Origin of the sequence: uncultured Bradyrhizobium sp., assembly GCF_936943645.1 — a bacterium.
In the GTDB taxonomy this organism is placed as follows: domain Bacteria; phylum Pseudomonadota; class Alphaproteobacteria; order Rhizobiales; family Xanthobacteraceae; genus Bradyrhizobium.
Genome location: NZ_CAKZJO010000113.1, coordinates 18,688 through 39,858, shown reverse-complemented (window position 1 = coordinate 39,858; position 21,171 = coordinate 18,688). Strand labels below are relative to the sequence as shown.

The 21,171-nt window shown below is 64.4% G+C and carries 20 protein-coding genes and 1 tRNA gene; 4 read left to right on the top strand and 17 right to left on the bottom strand.

Annotated elements, in window-relative coordinates; genetic code table 11:
* Window positions 1–570: 570 nt before the first annotated feature.
* Window positions 571–1,356, bottom strand: coding sequence for an SDR family NAD(P)-dependent oxidoreductase (locus tag Q0743_RS33690; RefSeq protein WP_298245712.1), 786 nt, complete (start codon window positions 1,354–1,356; stop codon window positions 571–573).
* A 134-nt stretch (window positions 1,357–1,490) separates the two neighbouring features.
* Between Q0743_RS33690 and Q0743_RS33685 the strand changes: the two genes are divergently transcribed.
* Entirely contained in the window at window positions 1,491–2,189 is a 699-nt protein-coding gene (locus Q0743_RS33685; protein WP_298245711.1) for a histidine phosphatase family protein, read from the top strand.
* Window positions 2,190–2,266: 77 nt separating this feature from the next.
* The gene (locus Q0743_RS33680) at window positions 2,267–3,034 is read left to right on the top strand and encodes an SDR family NAD(P)-dependent oxidoreductase (RefSeq protein WP_298245710.1); all 768 of its coding nucleotides are present in this window, start codon (window positions 2,267–2,269) and stop codon (window positions 3,032–3,034) included.
* A 159-nt stretch (window positions 3,035–3,193) separates the two neighbouring features.
* Here the strand turns inward: Q0743_RS33680 and Q0743_RS33675 are convergent, their stop codons facing one another.
* The gene (locus tag Q0743_RS33675; protein WP_298245709.1) at window positions 3,194–4,429 is read right to left on the bottom strand and encodes a serine hydrolase; all 1,236 of its coding nucleotides are present in this window, start codon (window positions 4,427–4,429) and stop codon (window positions 3,194–3,196) included.
* 153 nt (window positions 4,430–4,582) lie between these two features.
* Between Q0743_RS33675 and Q0743_RS33670 the strand changes: the two genes are divergently transcribed.
* Window positions 4,583–4,658, top strand: a tRNA-Trp gene (locus Q0743_RS33670).
* A 122-nt stretch (window positions 4,659–4,780) separates the two neighbouring features.
* On the opposite strand, the gene Q0743_RS33665 is transcribed toward Q0743_RS33670, so the two are convergent.
* The 3 genes from Q0743_RS33665 to Q0743_RS33655 all read right to left on the bottom strand — a co-directional run bounded on the left by Q0743_RS33665 (window position 4,781) and on the right by Q0743_RS33655 (window position 6,712).
* On the bottom strand, window positions 4,781–5,542 hold the full coding sequence (locus Q0743_RS33665) for a glycosyltransferase family 2 protein (protein ID WP_298245708.1): 762 nt from the start codon (window positions 5,540–5,542) through the stop codon (window positions 4,781–4,783).
* A gap of 144 nt (window positions 5,543–5,686) precedes the next feature.
* Window positions 5,687–6,196, bottom strand: coding sequence for a hypothetical protein (locus Q0743_RS33660; RefSeq protein WP_298245707.1), 510 nt, complete (start codon window positions 6,194–6,196; stop codon window positions 5,687–5,689).
* A 9-nt stretch (window positions 6,197–6,205) separates the two neighbouring features.
* A complete protein-coding gene (locus Q0743_RS33655; protein WP_298245706.1) occupies window positions 6,206–6,712 on the bottom strand; it encodes a hypothetical protein in 507 nt (168 codons plus the stop codon).
* Window positions 6,713–6,876: 164 nt separating this feature from the next.
* Between Q0743_RS33655 and Q0743_RS33650 the strand changes: the two genes are divergently transcribed.
* Window positions 6,877–8,529, top strand: a complete 1,653-nt coding sequence (locus Q0743_RS33650; protein WP_298245705.1) for a hypothetical protein — start codon at window positions 6,877–6,879, stop codon at window positions 8,527–8,529.
* On the opposite strand, the gene Q0743_RS33645 is transcribed toward Q0743_RS33650, so the two are convergent.
* From Q0743_RS33645 to Q0743_RS33590, 12 genes are all read right to left on the bottom strand, one after another.
* Window positions 8,519–9,553 carry a Gfo/Idh/MocA family oxidoreductase gene (locus tag Q0743_RS33645; protein ID WP_298245704.1) on the bottom strand — a complete coding sequence of 345 codons (1,035 nt, stop codon included), beginning with the start codon at window positions 9,551–9,553 and terminating at the stop codon, window positions 8,519–8,521. The genes Q0743_RS33650 and Q0743_RS33645 overlap by 11 nt on opposite strands.
* 13 nt (window positions 9,554–9,566) lie before the next feature.
* Window positions 9,567–10,760 (bottom strand): class I SAM-dependent methyltransferase, encoded by a 1,194-nt coding sequence (locus Q0743_RS33640; protein WP_298245703.1) that lies wholly within the window; start codon window positions 10,758–10,760, stop codon window positions 9,567–9,569.
* Window positions 10,753–11,970: a class I SAM-dependent methyltransferase gene (locus Q0743_RS33635; protein ID WP_298245702.1), complete on the bottom strand. Its 1,218-nt coding sequence runs from the start codon at window positions 11,968–11,970 to the stop codon at window positions 10,753–10,755. The genes Q0743_RS33640 and Q0743_RS33635 overlap by 8 nt, the downstream gene beginning before the upstream one ends.
* A gap of 219 nt (window positions 11,971–12,189) precedes the next feature.
* The gene (locus tag Q0743_RS33630) at window positions 12,190–14,478 is read right to left on the bottom strand and encodes a hypothetical protein (protein ID WP_298245701.1); all 2,289 of its coding nucleotides are present in this window, start codon (window positions 14,476–14,478) and stop codon (window positions 12,190–12,192) included.
* Between the two features lie 28 nt (window positions 14,479–14,506).
* Window positions 14,507–15,511, bottom strand: a complete 1,005-nt coding sequence (locus Q0743_RS33625) for a lysylphosphatidylglycerol synthase transmembrane domain-containing protein (protein ID WP_298245700.1) — start codon at window positions 15,509–15,511, stop codon at window positions 14,507–14,509.
* 35 nt (window positions 15,512–15,546) lie between these two features.
* Window positions 15,547–16,125 (bottom strand): WbuC family cupin fold metalloprotein, encoded by a 579-nt coding sequence (locus Q0743_RS33620; protein WP_298245699.1) that lies wholly within the window; start codon window positions 16,123–16,125, stop codon window positions 15,547–15,549.
* Window positions 16,103–16,768, bottom strand: a complete 666-nt coding sequence (locus Q0743_RS33615; RefSeq protein WP_298245698.1) for a class I SAM-dependent methyltransferase — start codon at window positions 16,766–16,768, stop codon at window positions 16,103–16,105. Before Q0743_RS33615 ends, Q0743_RS33620 begins: the two co-directional genes overlap by 23 nt.
* 25 nt (window positions 16,769–16,793) lie before the next feature.
* The gene (locus Q0743_RS33610; RefSeq protein ID WP_298245697.1) at window positions 16,794–17,186 is read right to left on the bottom strand and encodes an LIC12192 family sporadic carbohydrate cluster protein; all 393 of its coding nucleotides are present in this window, start codon (window positions 17,184–17,186) and stop codon (window positions 16,794–16,796) included.
* Window positions 17,179–17,985, bottom strand: a complete 807-nt coding sequence (locus tag Q0743_RS33605) for a sporadic carbohydrate cluster 2OG-Fe(II) oxygenase (RefSeq protein ID WP_298245696.1) — start codon at window positions 17,983–17,985, stop codon at window positions 17,179–17,181. The genes Q0743_RS33610 and Q0743_RS33605 overlap by 8 nt, the downstream gene beginning before the upstream one ends.
* A complete protein-coding gene (locus Q0743_RS33600) occupies window positions 17,982–19,100 on the bottom strand; it encodes a DegT/DnrJ/EryC1/StrS aminotransferase family protein (protein WP_298245695.1) in 1,119 nt (372 codons plus the stop codon). Before Q0743_RS33600 ends, Q0743_RS33605 begins: the two co-directional genes overlap by 4 nt.
* Window positions 19,090–20,196, bottom strand: a complete 1,107-nt coding sequence (locus Q0743_RS33595) for a DegT/DnrJ/EryC1/StrS aminotransferase family protein (protein ID WP_298245694.1) — start codon at window positions 20,194–20,196, stop codon at window positions 19,090–19,092. The genes Q0743_RS33600 and Q0743_RS33595 overlap by 11 nt, the downstream gene beginning before the upstream one ends.
* Window positions 20,197–20,204: 8 nt before the next feature.
* A complete protein-coding gene (locus tag Q0743_RS33590; RefSeq protein ID WP_298245693.1) occupies window positions 20,205–21,164 on the bottom strand; it encodes a transketolase C-terminal domain-containing protein in 960 nt (319 codons plus the stop codon).
* Window positions 21,165–21,171: the final 7 nt, after the last annotated feature.

The window sequence follows — 21,171 nt, the reverse complement described above, 5'->3', positions numbered from 1 at the left end:
TGTGCAGCTTCTTGTTACGCAGGATTCGCACAGTGGACCGCGGGTGCCAGCCGGCACCCGGTCTTCCCTGCGCCCTCTTTCAATCGAGGGCGAAGCGATCCAGCAAAGCTCGGGCGAGATGCGCCGCGAGGATGCGACGGCGTGTCTGGGAGCCGCAGGATGGGTAGAGCGAAGCGAAACCCATCACCTTTCGTTCGCAGGGAAGCGTGATGGGTTTCGCAAGTGCTCTACCCATCCTACGAACGGCAGAGCGAGATGCGAGTTGAAGGACCAATGCCATCACCACGTCATTGCGAGGAGCCCTTGCGACGAAGCAATCCAGACTGCGTCTGCGGAGGGATTTCTGGATTGCTTCGCTCCGCTCGCAATGACGGCGCTGAAACAGTGTCGAACCAAACTCCACTCTCGTGCCCCGGACGCAGCGCAGCGTCCCGGCGATGCGGAGCATCGTCCGGTACGGTGCGCTGCAGAGCCGGGGCCCATGTCACAGCGCGCGCCGTGGCCTGCTGGGTCCCGGCTCCGCGCAGCAGCCTAACAACGCTGCAGCGCGTCCGGGACACGAGACCGCTGCTACACCGGCTTGCCCGTATACGGCATCGACGCCGTGAGGCCGCCGTCGACCGGGAAGGCCTGGCCGTTGACATACGACGCCTCGTCGCTGGCCAGGAACAGGCCCATCGCCGCGAGCTCGTGCGGCTGGCCGGGGCGCTTGAGCGGGTTGAGCTGGCCGATCTTGTCCTGGGTGCCGCGCTCCTTGGCGCGGTCGAAGATCGGCTTGGTCATGCCGGTCTCGATCAGGCCCGGGCAGACCGCGTTGATGCGCACGCCGGTGCCTGTGAGCGAATACGCCGTGGTCTGCACCAGGCTGATTACGCCGGCCTTGCTCGCGGCATAGGGATGTCCGCTGGCGCCGGCCTTGAGGCCCGCGACGGACGCCGTCAGCACGATCGCGCCGGACTGCTGCTTGATCATGTGCGGCATCGCGTGCTTCACCGCGAGAAACGGCCCGATCAGATTGATGCGCAGGATCTCCTGCCAGTGCTCGACGGTCTGCTCGGGAATCGGAACGAGCCCGCCGGAGATACCGGCATTGGCCCAGATCACGTCGAGCCGGCCATGCGCCTTCACCGCCTTGTCGATGACGGCGATGACGTCCTTTTCGGAGCCTGCATCGGCGATCATGGCCTCCGCGATGCCGCCGGCCTTCTTCACCTCCTCGACTGTCTCTTTCACCGCCTCGGTGCGATCGACTGCGATCAGCCTGGCACCTTCCTTGGTGAAGAGGTGTGCTGCCGCACGGCCGATGCCGCTGCCGGCGCCGGTGATGATGACGGATTTGCCTTGCAGTCGGCCCATGCGTTTCTCCCTCGTGGTGCTCGCGCGACGCTTGCCGCGCGACGGAATTTCAAACAAGATTTCAAACGGTAAAGTGTCTTGAGACACATTGCCACCTGACGTACAGCGACATCAGACGGGATGGAAGGGTTTCGATGGCAGGCGCAGACAAGCCGAATGTGGTCACGACACGATGGTGGTGGGTTCGTCACGCGCCGGTGCGGAGTGACGGCGGCAACATCTACGGACAGAGCGATCTCCCCTGCGACACCAGCGACACCTATGTTTTCAACGCTGTTGCCAAGGTGCTGCCACGCAAGGCGGTCTGGTATTCGAGCAATCTGATGCGCACGCACCAGACCGCGGAAGCGATCTGGGCGGCGGGCTACCCCAAGCCTGCGTCGATGCCATGGGAGCCGGATCTCGCCGAGCAGCATCTCGGGAAATGGCAGGGCATGAATCGCGCCGCGTTCATCGCCAGCCGTCCCGTCGGTTCGAGCTGGTTCGCCGACATCAACGAGCCCGCGCCCGGCGGCGAAAGCTTCATGGATCTCTACAACCGCACGCGCCGCACCATCGAGCGGATCAACGGCGAGGCCGGCGGGCAGGACATCATCGCGGTTGCGCATGGCGGCACCATCAAGGCGGCGATCGGCCTCGCGCTCGACGGCCAGATCGAGCGCGCCTTGTCGTTCGATATCGACAATTGCTCGATCACGCGGCTGGATTATTTCGCAAGCCCCGAGCGCTCGGTCTGGCGGTTGCCGATGGTGAACCAGCAGCCGTGGATCGCCGATGACGCGCACGCGGCGATGCATCAATTGGCCGGACCGGAAGTCAAGAAGCTCGCGTGAGTTAAGCCGTCATTCCGGGTTCGATGCTTTGCATCACCCCGGAATGATATTGAATAAGATCAATTGGGGAGAGAAACATGACCTTGTTCGACATGAAGGGGAAAGTCGCCGTCATCACGGGATCGACGCGCGGCATCGGGCTTGCGATCGCCGAGCGCATGGCCGAGCACGGCGCCAAGGTCGTGATCTCCTCGCGCAAGGCCGACGTCTGCGAGCAGGTCGCCAAGGGCATCAACGAAAAGTTCGGCAAGGGCACGGCGGTCGCGATCGCCGCGAACATCTCCTCGAAGGAGAATCTGCAGAACCTCGTCGACGAGAGCAACCGCGCCTTCGGCAAGATCGACGTGCTGGTCTGCAACGCCGCCTCGAACCCGTATTATGGTCCGCTTGCCGGCATCTCCGACGATCAGTTCCGGAAGATCCTGGACAACAACATCGTCGCCAACAACTGGCTGATCTCGATGGTGGTGCCGCAGATGATCGAGCGCAAGGACGGCTCGGTCATCATCGTCTCCTCGATCGGTGGCCTGAAAGGCTCGACCATCCTCGGCGCCTACGCAATCTCGAAAGCCGCCGACATGCAGCTCGCGCGCAACCTTGCTTGCGAATACGGCAAGCACAACATCCGCGTGAACTGCATCGCGCCCGGCCTGATCAAGACCGATTTCGCCAAGGCGCTGTGGGACAATCCGGAGAATTTGAAAGCCTCGACCGCGCGCTCACCGCTCTTGCGCATCGGCATCCCCGACGAGATCGCGGGCGCGGCCGTGTTCCTGGGCTCGAAGGCCGGCGACTTCATGACCGGCCAGACCATGGTGATCGACGGCGGCGCGACGATCAGCTGAGGTGCTCTCTCTCGTGTCCCGGACGCGGTGCAGCACGCAGTGCTGCTCCGCAGAGCCGGGACCCAGAACGCCAAGAGCGGGATCGTTGAGGCATGGGCCCCGACTCTGCGCAGCAACGCTAAGAGCGTTGCTGCGCGTCCGGAGCACGAGAATGCCATCTCACTCCACCGCCGCGTAAACCAGATCCCGCACCAGCGTCCGCGTGTAATCACGCTGTCCGGGGCCCTGGCTCATGAACACCGCGAACAGATCCTCCTTCGGATCGATCCAGAAGAACGTGCCGGCGATGCCGCTCCAGAAATAGTTGCCGACGCTGCCCGGGAACGGCGCGATGCCGGCCTCGCGTCGCACGGCGAAGCCGAGGCCGAAGCCGTGGCCGGGCGACAGCAGCGTGCCGTTGGTCTGGACCTGCGGCCCGAGATGATCGGACGCCATCAGCTCCAGCGTCTTGCGGCCGATGATCCTGGCGCCGTCGAGCGTGCCGCCGTTGCGCAGCATCAGGCAGAAGCGAGCATAGTCCATGGTGGTCGAGACCAGACCGCCGCCGCCGGACTCCATCACCGGCTGCTCCAGCATGTTGAACAGCGCGACCTTGTCGCCGGTCCAGGGATCGGCCGCGAACGGCTCGGCCAGCCTGCCGGCATTGGCCTCGCTGGTCGAGAAGCCGGTCTCGGCCATCTGCAATGGCGCGAGCACGCGCTCGGTGAGGAACGTGCCGAGCGACTTGCCGCTGACGACCTCGACGATGCGGCCGAGGATGTCGGTGGAGCGGCTGTAGTTGAACTCCGCGCCGGGCTGGCAGACCAGCGGGAAGCTCGCCACCAATGCGGCGTGCTCGGCATTGCTGATCTTGCGGCTGCGGACGCGGGAGTCCTGGTAGAGCTTGTGCACGGGGCCGTCGCCCTGGTGCTCGTAGGTGAGCCCCGAGGTGTGGCGAAGCAGGTCTTGCACGGTCATCGGCCGCGTCGACGGCACCAGCTCCAGCTTACCGGCTTTGACGATTCCGACCTGCTGGCTCGCAAACTCCGGAATGAATTTGGCGACGGGGTCGCTGAGCAGCAGGTGGCCGTCCTCGAGCAGCGCCATGATGGCGACCGAGACGATCGGCTTGGTCATCGAGAAGATCCGGAAGATCGAGTCCCGCGTCATCGGCGCGGCGGCCGCCGGGCTCTGCTTGCCGAGCGCCTCGAACCAGCCCACCTGGCCGCGTCGCGCCACCAGCACGGTGGCGCCGGGAATGGTGCCCCTGTCGATCTCGCGCTTGAAGGCATCCGACATGGCCTGCAGCCGCAGCCGCGACAGCCCCAGCGTCTCGGGGCGGGCTTCCGGCAGAGGCGGGGTGGGGGCTGCGATCGTGGCCTGTGAGGCGGCTGGAGCGGTCGCTGTGGCGGTCATGGGCACTCCCGGATGTTTTTGATTGTCGGCGACCGACTGTGGCCCAGAAACCCCGGTACAAACAAGCGAAGCGGGCGCGGTTCACCCTTGCAATCCGGCCGTCGCCTGTGCTTGAAAGCGGCCCTGATCCGAAGCGGCGACGCGAGGGTCTGTAGGAGTGTAGCTCAATTGGTAGAGCACCGGTCTCCAAAACCGGGGGTCGCAGGTTCGAGCCCTGCCACTCCTGCCAGCAGAATCAATCACTTAAGTCAGGTGTTGGCGGGATAGGGACGAGGCGTCCGGCGGGGGCGAATCGCCGTGCGCGGGCCCTTCCGCTTGATATCCCCGGGGGTGGGAAGGCCAAGCGGCGCCTTAGCGCGCCGTGGCTCGTTCCGCGTCGGTCGGAACCTGGCTGCGATCGACGTCCCGGATCGGAACGCGGCGCAGCAGCGAGACGATGGTGCCGCCGAGCTCGAAATAGGTGCGCAGCCGTAGCGCGCGGGAGGAGCCCTTCAGCTCCGCATTCAGGCTCACGGGCACCTGGACGTAAGTGAGGCCGAGCTGGAGCAGCGAGATCAGGGCGCAGATCTGATAGCCATAGCCGTCGGCCTTGACCGCGATCTGGCGCAGCCATTTCACGGGGTAGACGATCATGCTGTGGTAGTCGGACAGCCAGAAGCCGAACAGGCAATTCAGGATGAACCGCAGCGAATGCGACTGCAGCGAACGGTTGACGGAGCGGTCCGACTGGTTGTCGCGATAGGTGATGACGAGGTCGGCGGCGCCCGCCGCCTTGAACATCCGGGCAATACCCTCGTTCTGGAAGGCATGGTCGCCGGGAATGAGCGTGATGGCATCGAATTTCGCGCGCGACAGGGCATATTCGAAGCCGGCCCCGACGCCCCGCCGCTCGGCGTTATGCTGCACGATGATGCGCGGCTCGCTGGCCGCGAATTCATCCATGATCGCGCCGGTGGCGTCGGTGCTGCCGTCGTCGATCAGGAAAATCTCGAAATCGTCGAGCAGCTCGCGGGCAAGCGGCAGCACGCCGTCGATGGTGTCGGCGATCTTGTCCTGCTCGTTCAGTGCAGGAATTACGATCGTAAGCCGCTTTGCCGCCCTGGAAGGTGTCATCTTATGCCGCCCGCTGCAGGCCACTCTTTTACTGGTGGAACCCTGACGCAACTCTAGGTCATCTGGGCGGGGCGAACAATAAGGCGGCCGCAGATATGCCCTGCACAACAGGCAGGAAACCTGCGACCTGTGTGTTCCCGGCAACTAGTCCGATGAAAAATCGTAAAGACTGGTGTCGCCGATGCCGAAGGCGTGGCGCAGCTGTCCGACGCGGCCTGCCATGGTCCGGCCTGCCGCCGTCGCGGCGAAGTGCGAACCGACAGGCTCGACCAGGCCGCTGTCGACCAGGTTCCCAATTCGTCCCTGGAACAGAGCTGGAACCTGGCGTTCGACGATGTCGGAAAGCGGAGCCCTCCGCTCGGTCCGGCCGACGAGGCCAAGTAGAATCTCCAGCGAGACCGATTTGTACACCGCGCCAAAAGCGAAGACATAGCCCATGACGCAAAATCCGAAAATCGATGCAGCATCCCAATATTGAAATTGCGCGACGACGAAAACCCCGAGCATCACGCCGAGACCATGGGTGACGATCGCGGCGATCGCGAGCAGGGTTACGGGCGCAACGGTCCATCCGCGCGCGCGAGCCATCAGCTGCAGGACAGGCGACAGCAGGGCGAAGGTGACGGCGGCGAGGAATCCGACAACGAAGGACATCGTGGCCGCTCACCCGATGCCGGTCGACAGGCGAACGAATTTGACGAGACGCGCGACCGCCATGCCCTTCGTCGTGGGGGCAAGCTTGCCGTCCGCGACGGTCAACATTCCCGCGCCGACCAGGAGTTTCAGGCGATTGTGCGTGAAGGTGCCGAGATCGCCGCCCTGCATGTAGGCCACGGCCCATTGCTCCAGGGTGAGGGGACGCCCGGCCTTATCGAGGGCCGTGAGCAGCGTGAGCGTGAAGCCCCAGGCCAGCAGGCTGAACAGGATGTAGAAAAACATCATCGCCGTCGCCAGCAGGAACAGGCCGCCAATGACGTCGTCGAGATGGCGTTGACCGGGAAGCGCGATGCAGGCGATCGCGTAAAGGGCCAGGATGCTGACGCAGCCGAGCCGGAAGCGGCGGCCGGATCCGCCGGTGGCGGCGATACGCGCATAGCACAGCAATACCAGCGGCAGCGCGAGACTGAGACCAATCGCAGCAGCTTGCGCGGGGCCCGGTAGCATGTTCATTGCGGAAATTCGTCCCGGACGCCTCTCAGGCCCAGCCAGTGCAGGAGTCTATAGGAGGTCGCATTTTTCCGGTCAAGGGAGCCCCTCACGGTCGCTCTTGCGGACCTCATCCGGGCGTGCGAATCCTTCCCGACGATGCCGTTCCTCCCTCCGAGATGTCTCCATTGCTGCGTGCGATAGTCGTCCTCCTCGTCGTGCTGTTGGCTGCGCATGCACCGATGCTCCTCAACGACGGTCTCTTCATGGACGACTGGCTGGTGCTCAAGCCGCGTCCGGACTATTTCATCGACATCGATTTCCTGCTGAACGGCGCCGGGCATCCGATATTTTACAGCTACGACACGTTCGCGAACTGGACCGGTGCACCTGTTGTCGTAATGGTCTCGCTGGCGATTGCCGGCATCGTCCTCGGCGCCACGTCGCTCGCGCTGACCGCAACGCGTCTGGGTCTGCTTGACCGCGCCGAGGCGGTCGGTTTGGCGCTGATCATCTGGACTTATCCCGGCTATCAGCTCTGGGCGGGCAAGGCGAACGCAGTCTACGTCTTCAGCTTCGGCCTGCTGTTCACCGGTGCATGGCTGCTGACGCTGGCCTTCAGCGCCCGCGGTCTGCGGCGCGTGCTGCTTCGCATCGCCTGTGCGCTCGTGTTCCTGCTGGGCTTCGCGCTCAACTCGACGATCGTGCTCTATGCCTTCGTGATGCTGGGTCTGTTCGTTGCGATATGGCAGGGCGGAAACGCGGCGGACGGCTTCGTTCGCCGCACCTGGCTCGCATCCTGGCGCTGTGCCCTCGGCTATCCGGAATTGATCATGCTGCCGCTGATCTACTGGGGCACGCTCAATCTCTGGTTCAAGCGGATCGGCGTGTACGCGCAGCATTATGACGCGCATTTGCCGACCCTCGGTGAATTGGCGAGGGGATGGTGGGCATTTTTCGTCACGGGCTACCGGGACGTCCTGGCCCATGCAGTGCGCGCGGCGATCACGGTGCCGACGCTCTTCATTTTGGCGGCGGTGCTCGTCGGCATCGTCGTGCTGCTGCTGCGTTCCGACACGAAGCCGACCGCGTCGAGGCCCGCGATCCTCTTGCCGCTCGTGCTCGCCGTGGTGTTGTTCCTCGCATTGTCGTCGCCCTATCTGATCGCCGGCCTGCGGCCGTCGTCCACGCATTTCTACGAGAGCCGTCATCTGCTGATGCTCGGCGTGCCGTCGGCGCTGACGTTCCTCGCGTTCAAGAGGGTAGCCGAACGCCGGATCGGTCCCACCATCGCCTTTGCGGTCGTGTTCGGAGCGGGCCTCATCCTGTCGATCGGCATGTTGTGGAGCGACTACGTCTTCATGCAGGCGAGAACGTTGAAGCAGGAGGCCCTGGAGCGCAGCCTTGCCGGCCGGGTTCAGCCGGCTGCGACGGTTTATGCGCTCGACGACGGTTTCGTCGACTATCCGTCCCGGCATGTGCCGTTCGGCCTCGCCGAGGTCACCGGCATGCTGCGCCTTGCCTGGGGCAATCAGCCGTTCTTCGGATTTGCACTGCGCGCCGAGCGGCCCGACATCCTGCGGGGAATGGACGAGGCGCGGAAGGCGCCGGGGAGTGCATTCCATCATTTCGATCCGACGGGGCCGCAGGCGACGATCTCGTTCCAGCCGGGGCCGGGGGCTGCACCCAACCAGACCCTGGTGCGGAAATACTATGCGTGCCGTTTGCTGGCGCGCTGCGATGTTGCAGAGTTCCTGGCTCAGCTTGCGCAGGTGACGATCGAGCTCGGGCCGATCGCCGGCGTCCTGCCGATCGAGAAGGATGCCGCGCCTAGCCGCTAACCCGCCGTTGCCAGACGGCTTCCGCCAGCGCGATGTCGGTCACCGAGTCCGCGCCGGAGGCCAGCGGGGCGTCTCGCGCGGCGACATCGGACACGAAGGCATCGGCCTGGCGCTGGAATGCCCAGCTCGTTTCACCGGTCAGGCGTGTGCTTTGACCATCGTGCTCGATAATGACCTCGGCCTCCCGCTCGGCAAAGGGGGGAGGCAATTCCAGCGTCACCGCGCCGCGCTCGAAGTCGATCGTCAGTCCCTCGCGCCAGGCACCGTGTGATCCGCTCACGAGATCCAGCGCGCAGGCGATGCCGTCGAAGTCGAGGGTGATGCGCCCGGCACCCGAAGCCTCGATCGCGCTTTCGGCGACCGTCGGCGACGGTCCGAGCAGATAGCGCGACAGATTGATGATGTGGCTGAAGACGTTCAGAAAGCTATCGTAGCCGGGACGCATTGCGCGCGGCATCCAGTCTGGACCATCCTCCCAGAGCTCGAGCCCGTCCGGTCGCGCTTCGCCGGTCATCACGAAATTGTCCTGCGCACGGCCCGTGTCGCCGCCGAAGCACCAGCCTCTTGCCCGGACGATGCGTCCGAGCGACTGGTCTTCGCGCAAGTGCGTCAGCACCTCCAGCGCCCGCGCCACGCCGGCATCGTGACGTTTCATATAGCCGATGCTGTAGACGAGGTCCTGCTGCCGCGCGGCATCGACCAGCAATGCGGCCTGGGCCATCGTGTAGGCCATCGGCTTTTCCGAGAGCACGTGCCGGCCGCTGTTGAGCGCGTCCAGCACGATCGGGCCGGTGGCACGGCGCTTGGTCACGACGACGACCGCGGACACCGCACTGTCTGCGAGCAGGTCCCGGTGCGTGCCGTAAACCCGGGGAATGCCGAATTTCTGCGCCGCGGCTGCAGCCAAGTCCGGCCGGAGATCGGCGATCGCAACGACTTGACAGGCGGGGTTGGCAGCGAAATTGGCGAGGTGGCACATCTGGCCGACCATGCCCGTTCCGATGATGCCAATGCCTGGCCTCACTGGCTGCGATCCCTTAGCGCTTCCGGACGACGAGGAAATGCGCCGGCTGTCCCCACGTGTTGATGAAGGCCGGATCCGACTGGGTGAGGGCGGCGACTGCGGCCGCGTCCCGCTGACCGATCGCGGCAAAGATGCGATGGAAACTGTCGAGCGTAGCGATCATGGCATCGATGTCGGCAGCATCGTCGGCGAGAATGTCCGCGGTCCGGATCGTCTCGCGCAGCGACGCGAGGCCCGCGACGACGCGCGGCAGGCTCGCGCCGAAGGGATTGTCGATCATGCCATCGACGTCGAGAACCAGCGCTTCGATCGATGCCGAGATCGCCTTCACGGCGTCGGCCTTGCCGACGAGATAAAGCTTTCGCCCGCCGAGGAAGCTCAGGCGGCTGCGGTCGAGATGGCGTGCGGCGCGATGCAGCTTGTCGTCACCGGACAGCACCTTCTTGTGCCAGTAGATGTCCAGGCTGTCGCGATAGGCGGGCCATGCCGAATGGATGTCGAAGCCCTGACCGTGCGCGGCTGTGCACAGAGCGGCGGCGTCGAGGAAGTAGCGATGCCGGACGAACGGATTTTCCAGCACGTCCATCAGCCAGGATTCGAAGCTGCGGGTGTGCGGGATGCTGTTCCACTTCGCCTCGAACAGCGCCTTCGCGTTGTCGAGCGGCGCATGACCGGTCAAGGCCTTGCCGGCCGCATGGATCGCCTTGAGCGCGAGCTCGAAGAAGCCGCCATAGCGCTCGTAATAGGACACGACGGCGTAACCGTCCGGATTGAGCAGGCGGTGGAAGATGCCGAGCCATTTGTCGCTCGGCTGCACGGTGTAGATGAAGCCCTCGGCATCGATGATGTCGAAACGGCGATCGCTGCGGAAGCCCTCGACATCGGCCAAAGCGAGCTCGCGCAGACGCTGAGTGAGGCTGAAATGCGCGAAGTAGGCCTCGATCTTCGGGTGCGCGAGCCGGTTCGGCTCGGCGAGCGTCATGTTCGCGCCCCAGCCGGCGAACACAAGCGCATTCTCGCCGGAATCGGGGCCGAACTCGAGCACCTCGGCGTCGCGGAACAGCCGGGGCGGCAGCACCAGCTTGTCCGAAAACAGCTCGCGCCGCTGGCTGGCGTAGGCCCCGAGCTCAGTCGACGACTTGAAATTCCCGAACGTCGGCAGAACATCCTGACGTTCGTAATAATTGAAGAGCTTGTCCTCAGCCATGCCGCGACCTTAGCGACGTCTCGAGGCGATCGAGCTCGCTCCAGATATCGTTTGGCGCGAAGATCGAAACGATCTCGAGCGGACGCTTCACGCTCTCGCGCAGCCTGCCGGAGACCTTGGCCTCGTTCTCCTCGTTCACGGCGAGAAGACAGACGAGCGGGCCCGACTTGGCGGCGAGATCCTCGGGCGAACGGATCGGAATGCCGGTGCCGGGCAGGAACAGCCCCTGGCGCTCCTTCTGGTCGTCGACCGAGAGGTCGACGAGCTCCGCCAGCTCGTGGGCGTTGGTGAAGGTGCAGGCGCGGCAGCCGGCGCCGTAGATGGCGATCTCGGCGCCGTTGGCACGGGCCTTGGCGAGGATCGGGCGGAGACGCGCGCCGTACTCGCGCGCGCGTTGACCGAATTTTTCGCCGACACCTGCCGGGGCGGGCGGCACCGTCACCGGGCCCGCGGCACGGCGGGCGGCGATCGCGAGACTGCCGCCGCTGAAATTGTATTTCTTCACGGACACGGCCTCGAAGCCGTGGCGCGCCAGCAGCGCGACCAGGGTCGGCTCGGTGAAGTAGCTGACATGCTCTTCCCAGAGCACGGAGAGGTCTCCCACCGCCGAGCCCGGGGCGAAATCAGGCACGTCGATGAACAGCAGCCCGTCGTCCTTCAGCGCGATCTTCACGCAGTCGAAGAAGTTCTCGAAGTCGACGATGTGCTCGAGCACCTGGCGCGAGATGACGAGGTCGAACTTGCCGGACTGCGCGACTGCGTCGTGGGCCATCTCCGGGCTCAGCATGTCGGCATAGACCTTGATGCCGCGCTCGCGGGCGATCTTGCCCGACACCGGATTGGGCTCGACGCCGACCATGACCTTGGTGCCGCGCTCGCGCAGCCTGTCCATGAACAGGCCGTCATTGCATCCGATCTCGAACACGGACTGATGCTTGGAGAACTTCGCGATGGTGTCGAGCTCGTCCGCCTGATGCGGCTCCGGCTTCCAGCTGCTGAAATTGTAGTTGAACTGCCGGTACAGAATATCGGGATCGATCGGCTTGACGATCTGGGGCAGGCCGCAGTCGCCGCAAGCCAGCACCTCGAACGGAAAGCGTTCGTCCTGCTCGCTTCGGCTATGCCGAAGTCGATGCGCGATCGGCATCGGTCCGAGGTCGATGACCGGACGCAGGTTGGTCGAATGGCAAAGGCGGCAATGGTCGGTCACGGCTTTGACTCTTTGCAGGAAAACACGGGAACATCGGCGCCCTCAGGCGATACGCGGCGCAGTTGAAGCCTATATAGCGCCGCAGGCCGTGCCACAATTCTTAAGTTGCGCCGGGCGGGCTATTCACAAGCCTGGCGCCACCCTCGAGCTGGTACCCCGTGGCCTTCATTTGCGGGCCTTCCACTTGCCGACATGCACGGAACCGGTGCGGGGCACAACCTAGTGGCAGGTCATGAGCTGATCGAGGGCCGTGATGTCCGCTCGCTGGCCGTTAGGCTTTAGATGGTGCTTCACCACCTCGAACGGCTCGATCCCGTAGGCTTGCCGGTAAATGTCTTTCGATCTCGTCCTGAGCGCGGAAATGCCAGCCTCGGCTTCGGGACTCAATGTCTGACCGCCATCCCTCCACGTCAACATCCAGTAGTCCGGGGTCTCGCTGTGCAGGACGAATCGTTTCCGGAGCTCGGCGCTCTGAAAGAGGTCGGAAAATCCGTTGAGCCAGAAATCGCAATTCCGCTTCTGAACATAGAACAGCTTGACGCCGAGCGATCGAAGAGTGGCCTCCGCCGTATCGGCTGTCCCCAGTGCGACGTCCTTGAAGTTGCGCGCGACATCGCTCTGATAGGTATGGATGATCTTGCCGCGCGTGAGCAGCGGCGAGAAATAGCAGGGCACCATCGCGCGGTATCCGTTCAGCGCGAGAATCCGATCGGAGCCCGTCGATTGCTGCAGCTCGTCGCAGCGCTGCCAGTTCAGGCTGACCCGAGGCATCTGGATGAGAGAGCGCCCGCCCGCAAAGGCGATGGCCCCGTCATCCCTGAAGCTCTGCCAGGGAAACCAGATCGTCATCCAGGCGCAAGCGGCAAGCAGCGCCAGGATGGCGACATTGGGTGCAAAGCGCCCGGCGAATATGGCCGGGACCAGCCGCCGCACGATGACCAGCCCCCAGCAGGCCATCGCAGCAGCCGCGAGCGGGAACAGCGCGTTGACGTGAATGGAGAGCCTGATCAGGCTCGGAATGTTCAGCGTCATGTCCAGCAGCCGCACGCTGGCGACGTAGGCGATCACGATGAAAACGCCGGCGATACTGGGCAGGGGGCGCGATTTCGCGGCGCCGGAGCGATCCGGAAACAATTTCGAATCGAGGAAAGAGATCGCGCAGGCTGTCGCCGCGATGAGAGCTGCCACCAGCACGACGGATTTGGCCTGCCTGATGAAGGCGATCACTCCCGACTTGCTGAGGAAGTCGCTGACTTCCAGAGACTGGGACAGCACGAAGAAATCAAGAATATCCAGGCTGCCGTATTGCGAGAAACGCTCGACCGATGCGATCTTTCGAAACAGCGAGTACGGATTGGTCGCGGGGATTCCGAGATAGACATAGTTGATGGAGAAAGCCAGGATGCACCCGGCAACCGCTCCAAACCCGAGCAACAGGCTGGTGACGAGGCCGGATCGATCGCGCTGAAGAACCTTGGTAAACACGCCCAGCGACGAGATCAGGAACACGAAGGCTGCATAGAGCGGATAGGAGGCGGCGACGGCAAGGCCGCAAATGCCGGCGGCCAGCCTGTCGCGAGCCTGGGACGATCGGACGACGACCAGCAGGAAGTAGACGAAGAATGCCGCCGTCTGCAGATGGTATTTGCCGAACTCCATGATGTAGAGGCCAGCCTTGACGCTCGGCATCGTGCGAGGCCACGCGAGGCCGAGGATCGCCAAGCCGAGCGCAATCGGTATCGCTGCGTCCTCCCAGCGGCGCCCGAGCGCCTGCAATGGCAGAACGAGACGGGCGAGTTCGAAAATCACCGCGCCGATGCCGACGAAGTAGAGAAACGAAATGATCTGGGCGACATGGGGCGGCAGGAACGTCGCCATCAGCAGATGCAGCCCGTTGCCATGGCCGATCTCGAAGTCGGAGAAGATGGGATTGTCGGGCGCAAGCCAGATGCTGTGATTTCTCGCGACTTCAGCAAGATACGGTGCGTAGAGTTGCTGGACGTCGGTCGAAACGACGTCGGGCATGACCGCACGGTCGAGGAACACCGTCGCCAGTAACCAGAGTCCCATCAGCGATGTCGCGACCAGCGGCAGGGTCACCGCGGGCTTTTGCGGGCTGCCGAAGCTGCGGCTATCCCACAGCAGCACCCCGGTCGCGCATCCGAGAACGATTTGCGGGTACAGGATCGAAAGAGCGCCGAAGCCAAATCCCGCCAGAATGAGCACGGCCGCGCCGACAAAGAACTCGTCGACGCGCTGAGTGGGCTCGTGCTTGATGAGCGAGAACGTCAACCGTCCGGTCGCCATGATGAGCCAGCCGAGATACGGCGTCAGGACGATCCAGGCGAGGACGTAAAATCGCGTCGTCCAGCCGCCATCGAACAGCAGCGCACGGTAGGTCCCGGTTCGGTTCACGAACCAGATGGAAAGCGCCGCGGGCACGAAGATGAGGACGCGCGGCCACCACGTTTCGATGATGGCACGCAAACCCGTCTCGCCAGCCGCCATCGCTTGATCTTGTCCTGAAGTGCTCATGCTAAACCGGCGCTGCATCCGTTCGTTCGGCGATGGCCCGCGCCTGGTCGGGAGTGAAGCCGGCGCGCTCGGGCGCGATCAGCCATACCAGTCCGCCGAACAGCCCGACGATCAGGCCGCCGAGGCCCAGCAAGACCGATATCGCGAGCGCCTTGTCGGATGCAATTCCAGCCAGACCAAGCGCGCCGACCATTGCGCCTTCGCGCACGCCCCAGCCTCCGATCGAGATGGGGACGGCGGAAGACAGGATGACGAGCGGGATCAGCACGAAGGCGCCGAGCGGGGAGAGTGGCGCTTGCAGTCCGACCGCGAGGACATAGCAGGTCGTGACGGTGATCAGGTGAACGACAATGGCGGAAACAATCAACATGGCTCGCCCCTTCACCGCCAGCAACGGGGCTCTGACCAGGATCACGAATTGCACGACTTTGGCCGGCACGGCCGAGAGCAGGCGCGGTGGCCACCAATCCAGCGTCATGAGCGCGATTGCACCGAGGCATGCAGCCGCCAGAATGGTCACGATCGCGAAAAGGAGCGAGCTGTCTCGGACCAGAGGCAACAGGAACGGCATTCCCGAGAGGACGATGAGGCCGAGGGCCAGCAGAGCCAAAAAGCGATCGGCCACGATGCTGCCGATGGTCTGCGACCATTGCACGCCCTGACGCCGCAGCATCCAGATCCGGACCGCATCGCCGCCCGCGGGCAATACCTGATTGAAAAAGGTGCTGACGATGAGAATGCGCCAGCCGGGAAGCCAACCGAGTGGCACGTTCATGGCGCGGAGGATCAATATCCAGCGGTGGCAGAGGACGAAGGTCTGGGCGAACAGCAGCAGCACCGCAAGTGCCAGCACGCTCGGATCGACGGCAAGCAGATCCGTTTTCAGGGACGACAGGTCCTGGCTGCGCAACAGCAACACCAGGATCCCGATCGACACCGCGAACTTGACCAGGGTAACCATTGCTTTTGCTGGCGGCTTCATCGGCTGGTGTTCGTCCTCGATCATTCACGGGTGGGATCGTCGAGCAGCGAGAGGGAAGTCTACGGTGTCGCCAGATGCTCCGCGGCGAGCGCACCAGTCCTCGTGACGTAGTCCTGGACCTCGGCGGCGTCGCTGCCGTCCGGAGCCCAGTCGGGAAATGCGGTGCGCGAGGGATCGAACGGGCCGGCGGTGGTTTCGTGGAACACCAGCCACTCCGACGTGATCAGGATCGAGTGAAAGACCTTTTCCGGCATACGGTAATAGCATCGCTTGCCCTGGCCGTAGGGCGCCATCTCGAGCACCTCGCGAATGCGGCCGTCATCCTCGAAGATCACGACCTGCGCAGTGCCCTCGATCACGTGAAAGGATTCAGGTTTGCCGAGATGCTTGTGGGGCCGGACATAGGCCTCGCGGTGATGCACGATCAGCATCTCGTGCAGGCCGGACGAGGGATCGGGGTGCGTGCACAGCCGGCTGCGCAGGCGCGGGTTGCCGGCGGCGATGCGCTTCAGCTCCGCGATCACGGCGTCGTCGGCCGTGACGATGGCATCGTCGGAATAATAGACCTCGGGATTTTGCGCCCGCAGTGACGTCAGCCGGCGCGAGCCTGTCGCCTCACTCGAAGAAGATGAACCCATGGTCGCCCCGATAGCCGCATTTGTCGTAGATCCACGCCCAGGTTTCCGGGCCGTGGAAGCTCAGGCAGGTGAGCTGCCAGTAGAGGAGGTTGGCCTTTTCGCGCTCGTTGCGGAAGGATTCCACCATCAGATATTTCGAGGTGCCGCGTCCGACGCGCTCGATCTCGGCCACCGCGCGGAACACGTCCTCGAGCGGAAGGTTGTGCAGCACGCCGAGCGACACCACGAGATCGAAGCTGTGGTCGGGGTAGGGCAGCTCCACGGCGCTGCCGACCTTCAAGGACGGCCGCACCTCCTCCTTGGCATTGGCGATGCCGTAGTCGGAGATGTCGATGCCGGCGATCGTCAGGTCGGGGACGAGCTGGGTAAACTCGTAGAGCAGGTAGCCCTTGCCGCAGCCGACATCGAGCACGCTCATGCCGGGCTTGATGCCGTAGCGGTCGATCAGGGTCTGGGCGAGGGGGCGCCAGCGTCCGTCATAGCGATAGCCGCCATAGCCGTAGCGCCGGTCGCCGTCCCAGTAGTCGCGTCCCCATTGCCGCGCGACGGTCGCCGATTCCGCCTTGTCGTGCTCGACCACGCGCTGAACGTAGTTCCGCCTGGTCGAGGCGTGCATCGGTTGGAGCAGGTTGATCTCGCTCATGGGGCTCAACCGGTCCGCAGCATCGTCACAGGATGGTGGCGTATTTATTGACCAGCAGGATGTCCTCGACGGCCTGGATGTCCTTCGGCGACGACAGCGTGATTTCCTCGACGGCCGCGTGCATGTCGCAGCCCTCGCGCAGCACGCGGTTGTAGATTTCCCGTCGCCGTGCCTCGTCGGGCGGCAGCATGAAGATGCTGTAGAGGATCAGGCCGTTCAGGCGCGGCAGCTCGTCCATGATGTCCTCGAGCACCATGTAGCTGCCGGGCATGATGTGCTCGACGGCGCTGAGTAGGAATTGCAGGTTCTTGCGCCGCGCGTAGTCGCGGATCACGATGTTCTGGACGTGCTGCGGGGTGCGGCTGCCGTTCAGCGGGCGGGCGCCGATATAGCCGCGATGGCCGGCTCGCTCAGCCATGGAAGCCTCCCGGCAGCTTGTATTGCATGCCGACCCGCGTCGCCGGACGCAGCAGGATCGGCTCGAAGAACTCGCCGAAGCGCTTGTCCGCGTAGGGCGACATGATGCTCTTGAACCGGCAGTTCATGCTCCAGCGCGTGCCGGGCTCCTCGTTGACGCGATTGCCGTGCATCAGGGTCTGGTTGAACAGCATCACGTGACCGTAGGGAATCTCGATGAAGGTCGCGTGCGGCTTGATGGTCTTGTACAGCTCCTCGGCGCTGCGCAGATCAGCCATCTTGTCCTGCATGTCGCCGTTCATGGACGGCGGCAGCAGATACATTGCCTTCGTGTGATGGACGTCCACCAGCGGCACCCACACCACGACCTCGAATGGCGAGTCGCCGGACCAGACGTCGGAATGCGTGGCGAGCAGCGAGGAATCGTCGCCGGGCATCTGGATGCTGAGATTGACGCGGCGCTGCATGCAGAGTTCGTTGCCGACGATGGTCTCGATCGTCGAGCGCGCCAGGCGGAAATAGGTCGGCCGGAACCAGGGCTCGGCGTTGAGGCCGTTGAAGACGTGCAGCCGCAGGCCGTTGAGATCGTCCACGCTCACCCGGGTGTGGATGCTGTCGAGCATCGCATAGGGATCGTTGCTGTGCGGCAGCTTCAGATAATCGGCCGCAAGTTCGGCGGCGCGCCGCTGGATGCGGTCGAGGCCGGCGCGATCGTCGGCCGGCGTGGTGACGAAGCCGTTGTCGATGAAGCGCTGGGCCAGCGCCTGCTCATCGGCCTGGAGGAAGTCGGTATCCGTCATGCAAAATACTCCCGGGCGGTCGCGCAGATATAGCTGATGTCTGCGGCCGACAGGAACTGGTTGATGGGAAGCGTGAGGATCTGGTCCGCCTGCCGTTCCGTCACCGGGAACGCGCCGCGGCCCTGACCGAGATGCGCCGCCGCCGGCTGCAGGTGGATCGGCACCGGATAGTGGATGGCGGTCTCGATGCCCTTGTCGGCCAGGTATTTCTGGAAGTCGTTGCGGCGGTCGGTCTGCACCACGAAGGTGTGGAAGGTGTTGAACTCGATGTTGCGGCAGGGCGGAATGAACAGGGGAAGCCCGGCGAGCTCGGCGCGGTATTGCGCAGCATTGCGGCGCCGGCGTTCGATCACCGAGGGCAGGCGACGCAGGCGAATGCGCAGCACCTCCGCCTGCACGGTGTCGAGCCGCGAGACGATGCCCCATTCCTGGACGTCGCTGCGGTTGATCAGGCCGTGATTGCGCAGCCGGCGAATGCGCGCGGCCATCTCGGCATCGCCTGTGACGAGGAAGCCGGCATCGCCCGCGGCGTTGAGATTCTTCAGGGGATGGGCGGAGAAGCAGCCGAACGTGCCGATGGTGCCGCTCATGCGGCCGTCATAGGTCGAGCCGACGGCTTGCGCGCTGTCCTCGATCACGGCGAGCGCATGCTTGTCCGCGATGGCCATCAGCGGGGTCATGTCGGCCATGCGCCCGGTCAGGTGCACCGGCATGATCGCCTTGGTGCGCGGCGTGACCGCGGCCTCGACCGCGGCGGGATCGATGTTCTGGTCCGGCAGCACGTCCGCGAAGACCGGCGTGGCGCCGACCGCGATGACCGCGGCGGTGGATGCCACGAACGAATTCGGCGGGGTGATCACCTCGTCGCCGGGGCCGATGTCGAGCGCCCGCAAGGCGAGGATCAGCGCGTCGGTGCCGGAATTCAGCGTCACCACATGGGGCGAGCCGAGATAGGCGGACAGCTCCTCCTCGAGCTTTCCGACCGCCGCGCCGCCGATAAAATCGCCGCGCTGGAAGACGCCCTCGACCGCCTGCATGATCTCGGCGCGCTCTTCCTCGAACTGCGCGGGAAGATTGACGTAACCGATGCGCCGGCGGCCGGTGTCAGCGTCCATGGCAGAACTTCCTGACGGTCTCGATGACGCGGTCCTGCTGCGCGCGCGTCAGATGCTGGTCGACCGGGAAGCTGATGACTTCCTTGGCGTGACGGTCGGTGACCGGGAAGGTGCCGGGCGCGTAGCCGAGATGCTTCAGGCCTTCCTGCTGATACAGCGGGATCGGATAGTGGATCTTGGCCTCGATGCCGTTATCCAGGCAGTATTGGTAGAGCTCGTCGCGACGTTCGGCGAACACCATGTAGAGATGGTAGACGTGCTTCACGTTGGGACGGCGCGTGGGAACGCGCAGGCCGGGCAGGCCGGCAAGGCCCTTGTCGTAATAGGCGGCGTTCTCGATCCGGCGACGCGTGATCTCGCCGGTCTGGCCGATCAGCCAGTTGCCGACCACCGCCTGCAGCGAGTCGAGCCGCGAATTGCAGCCGAGGATCGAGATCTCGTCGCGGTTCTTCATGCCGTGGTTGCGGATCAGGCGGAGCTTCTCGTTCATGCCGTCGTCATTGGTGACGACGACGCCGGCATCGCCCCAGACGTTGAGGTTCTTGAGAGGATGCAGCGAGAAGCCGGCGGCGATGCCGTGGGTGCCGGAGCGCTTGCCGGAAAACTCCGACAGGATGCCCTGGCAGGCGTCCTCGACCACGGGAAGGTTGTGGCGCTGTGCGATCGGCATCAGCTTGCCCATGTCGGTGACCTCGCCGGTCAACTGAACCGGCATGATCGCCTTGGTTTTCTTGGTGATCGCGGCCTCGACCTGGTCGACATTCATGCAGAAGGAATCGTCGCAGTCGACCAGCACCGGGGTGGCGCCGGTCTCGGCGATCGCGCCGACGGTGGCGATGAAGGTGTTGGCGGCGGTGATGACCTCGTCGCCATGACCGATGCCGAGCGCCTTGAGCGGCAGCTTGAGCGCGTCGGTGCCGGATCCGACGCCGATGGCGTGACGCACGCCGATCAGTTCGGCGAAGCGCTTCTCGAATTCGGCGACGGGCTTGCCCAGGGTGAAGTCACCGGTCGCAACCAGCCGGCCGATCTCGGCCAGGATCGGCGCGGGGTCGGAGAATTGCTCGAGCAGATAGGAATATCGAACGTCGTACATGTGACCCGTCAGGTGGAATGGAGTTGAGGAGCGGAGGAGCGCGACGCCGCGAGCGCGTGCTCGATCGAGGTCGCAATGGCGTTGGCGGAGAGACCGTGCTTCTTCAGCAGCGAGTCCTGCGAGCCGTAATTGTGCATGAAGCGGTCCGGCAGCGACAGCCGCAGCATCGCGGGCAGGCCGGAGCCGAGCTTGTCGATCAGCGTCTCGGCGACCGCGCTGCCGAGGCCGCCGGAGGGCACGTGCTCCTCCAGCGTCGCCAGCAGCTTGACGCCGCGGATCGCCTGCAGCAGCGCTTCGGTGTCGAGCGGCTTCACCGTGTGCATGTGCAGGATGCCGGCACGAACGCCTTGTGCGGCGAGCAGGTCGGCCGCGGCCAGCGCCCGCTGGAGCATGATGCCGGTGGTCACCATGAGGACGTCGCCCGGAGGGCGCATCAGGATGGCCTTGCCGATCTCGAAGCCGTGCTCGGCCTTGGAGACGACCGCGTCGCCGCCCTTGCCGAGCCGAATGTAGATCGGGCCCTTCCAGTCCAGCGTCTGCTCCATCATGCGCGCCGCTTCGTCGGCGTCGCACGGGCAGATCACCGTCATGTTCGGCAGCGCCCGCATGATGGCGATGTCCTCGATCGCCTGGTGGGTGGGGCCGAGCGGGGCGTAGACGAGCCCGCCGCCATTGGCGATCAGACGTACCGGCAGATTGTGCAGGCAGAGATCGACGGCGACCTGCTCGTAGCAGCGGCGGGTGAGGAAGGTCGCGATGGTGTTGACGTAGGGCACGAAGCCCTCCATCGCCAGGCCAGCCGACATGCCGATGATGTGCGCTTCCGAAATGCCCTCGATCAGATGGCGCTTGGGAAACTCCTTGCTCATCGCACGCAGGGTGCCGGCGCCGGGATCGGAGCCGATGTAAAGCACACGCTCGTCGCGCGCGGCGAGCTTGTGGACCATGTTCATCGCTGTGTTGCGCATGGGATGC

Coding starts and splice junctions, on each gene's coding strand:
- Q0743_RS33690 (WP_298245712.1), bottom strand. CDS start 1,356: ATGGGCCGACTGCAAGGCAAATCCGTCATCATCACCGGCGCCGGCAGC.
- Q0743_RS33685 (WP_298245711.1), top strand. CDS start 1,491: ATGGCAGGCGCAGACAAGCCGAATGTGGTCACGACACGATGGTGGTGG.
- Q0743_RS33680 (WP_298245710.1), top strand. CDS start 2,267: ATGACCTTGTTCGACATGAAGGGGAAAGTCGCCGTCATCACGGGATCG.
- Q0743_RS33675 (WP_298245709.1), bottom strand. CDS start 4,429: ATGACCGCCACAGCGACCGCTCCAGCCGCCTCACAGGCCACGATCGCA.
- Q0743_RS33665 (WP_298245708.1), bottom strand. CDS start 5,542: ATGACACCTTCCAGGGCGGCAAAGCGGCTTACGATCGTAATTCCTGCA.
- Q0743_RS33660 (WP_298245707.1), bottom strand. CDS start 6,196: ATGTCCTTCGTTGTCGGATTCCTCGCCGCCGTCACCTTCGCCCTGCTG.
- Q0743_RS33655 (WP_298245706.1), bottom strand. CDS start 6,712: ATGAACATGCTACCGGGCCCCGCGCAAGCTGCTGCGATTGGTCTCAGT.
- Q0743_RS33640 (WP_298245703.1), bottom strand. CDS start 10,760: ATGGCTGAGGACAAGCTCTTCAATTATTACGAACGTCAGGATGTTCTG.
- Q0743_RS33630 (WP_298245701.1), bottom strand. CDS start 14,478: ATGGCGGCTGGCGAGACGGGTTTGCGTGCCATCATCGAAACGTGGTGG.
- Q0743_RS33625 (WP_298245700.1), bottom strand. CDS start 15,511: ATGATCGAGGACGAACACCAGCCGATGAAGCCGCCAGCAAAAGCAATG.
- Q0743_RS33620 (WP_298245699.1), bottom strand. CDS start 16,125: ATGGGTTCATCTTCTTCGAGTGAGGCGACAGGCTCGCGCCGGCTGACG.
- Q0743_RS33615 (WP_298245698.1), bottom strand. CDS start 16,768: ATGAGCGAGATCAACCTGCTCCAACCGATGCACGCCTCGACCAGGCGG.
- Q0743_RS33610 (WP_298245697.1), bottom strand. CDS start 17,186: ATGGCTGAGCGAGCCGGCCATCGCGGCTATATCGGCGCCCGCCCGCTG.
- Q0743_RS33605 (WP_298245696.1), bottom strand. CDS start 17,985: ATGACGGATACCGACTTCCTCCAGGCCGATGAGCAGGCGCTGGCCCAG.
- Q0743_RS33600 (WP_298245695.1), bottom strand. CDS start 19,100: ATGGACGCTGACACCGGCCGCCGGCGCATCGGTTACGTCAATCTTCCC.
- Q0743_RS33595 (WP_298245694.1), bottom strand. CDS start 20,196: ATGTACGACGTTCGATATTCCTATCTGCTCGAGCAATTCTCCGACCCC.
- Q0743_RS33590 (WP_298245693.1), bottom strand. CDS start 21,164: ATGCGCAACACAGCGATGAACATGGTCCACAAGCTCGCCGCGCGCGAC.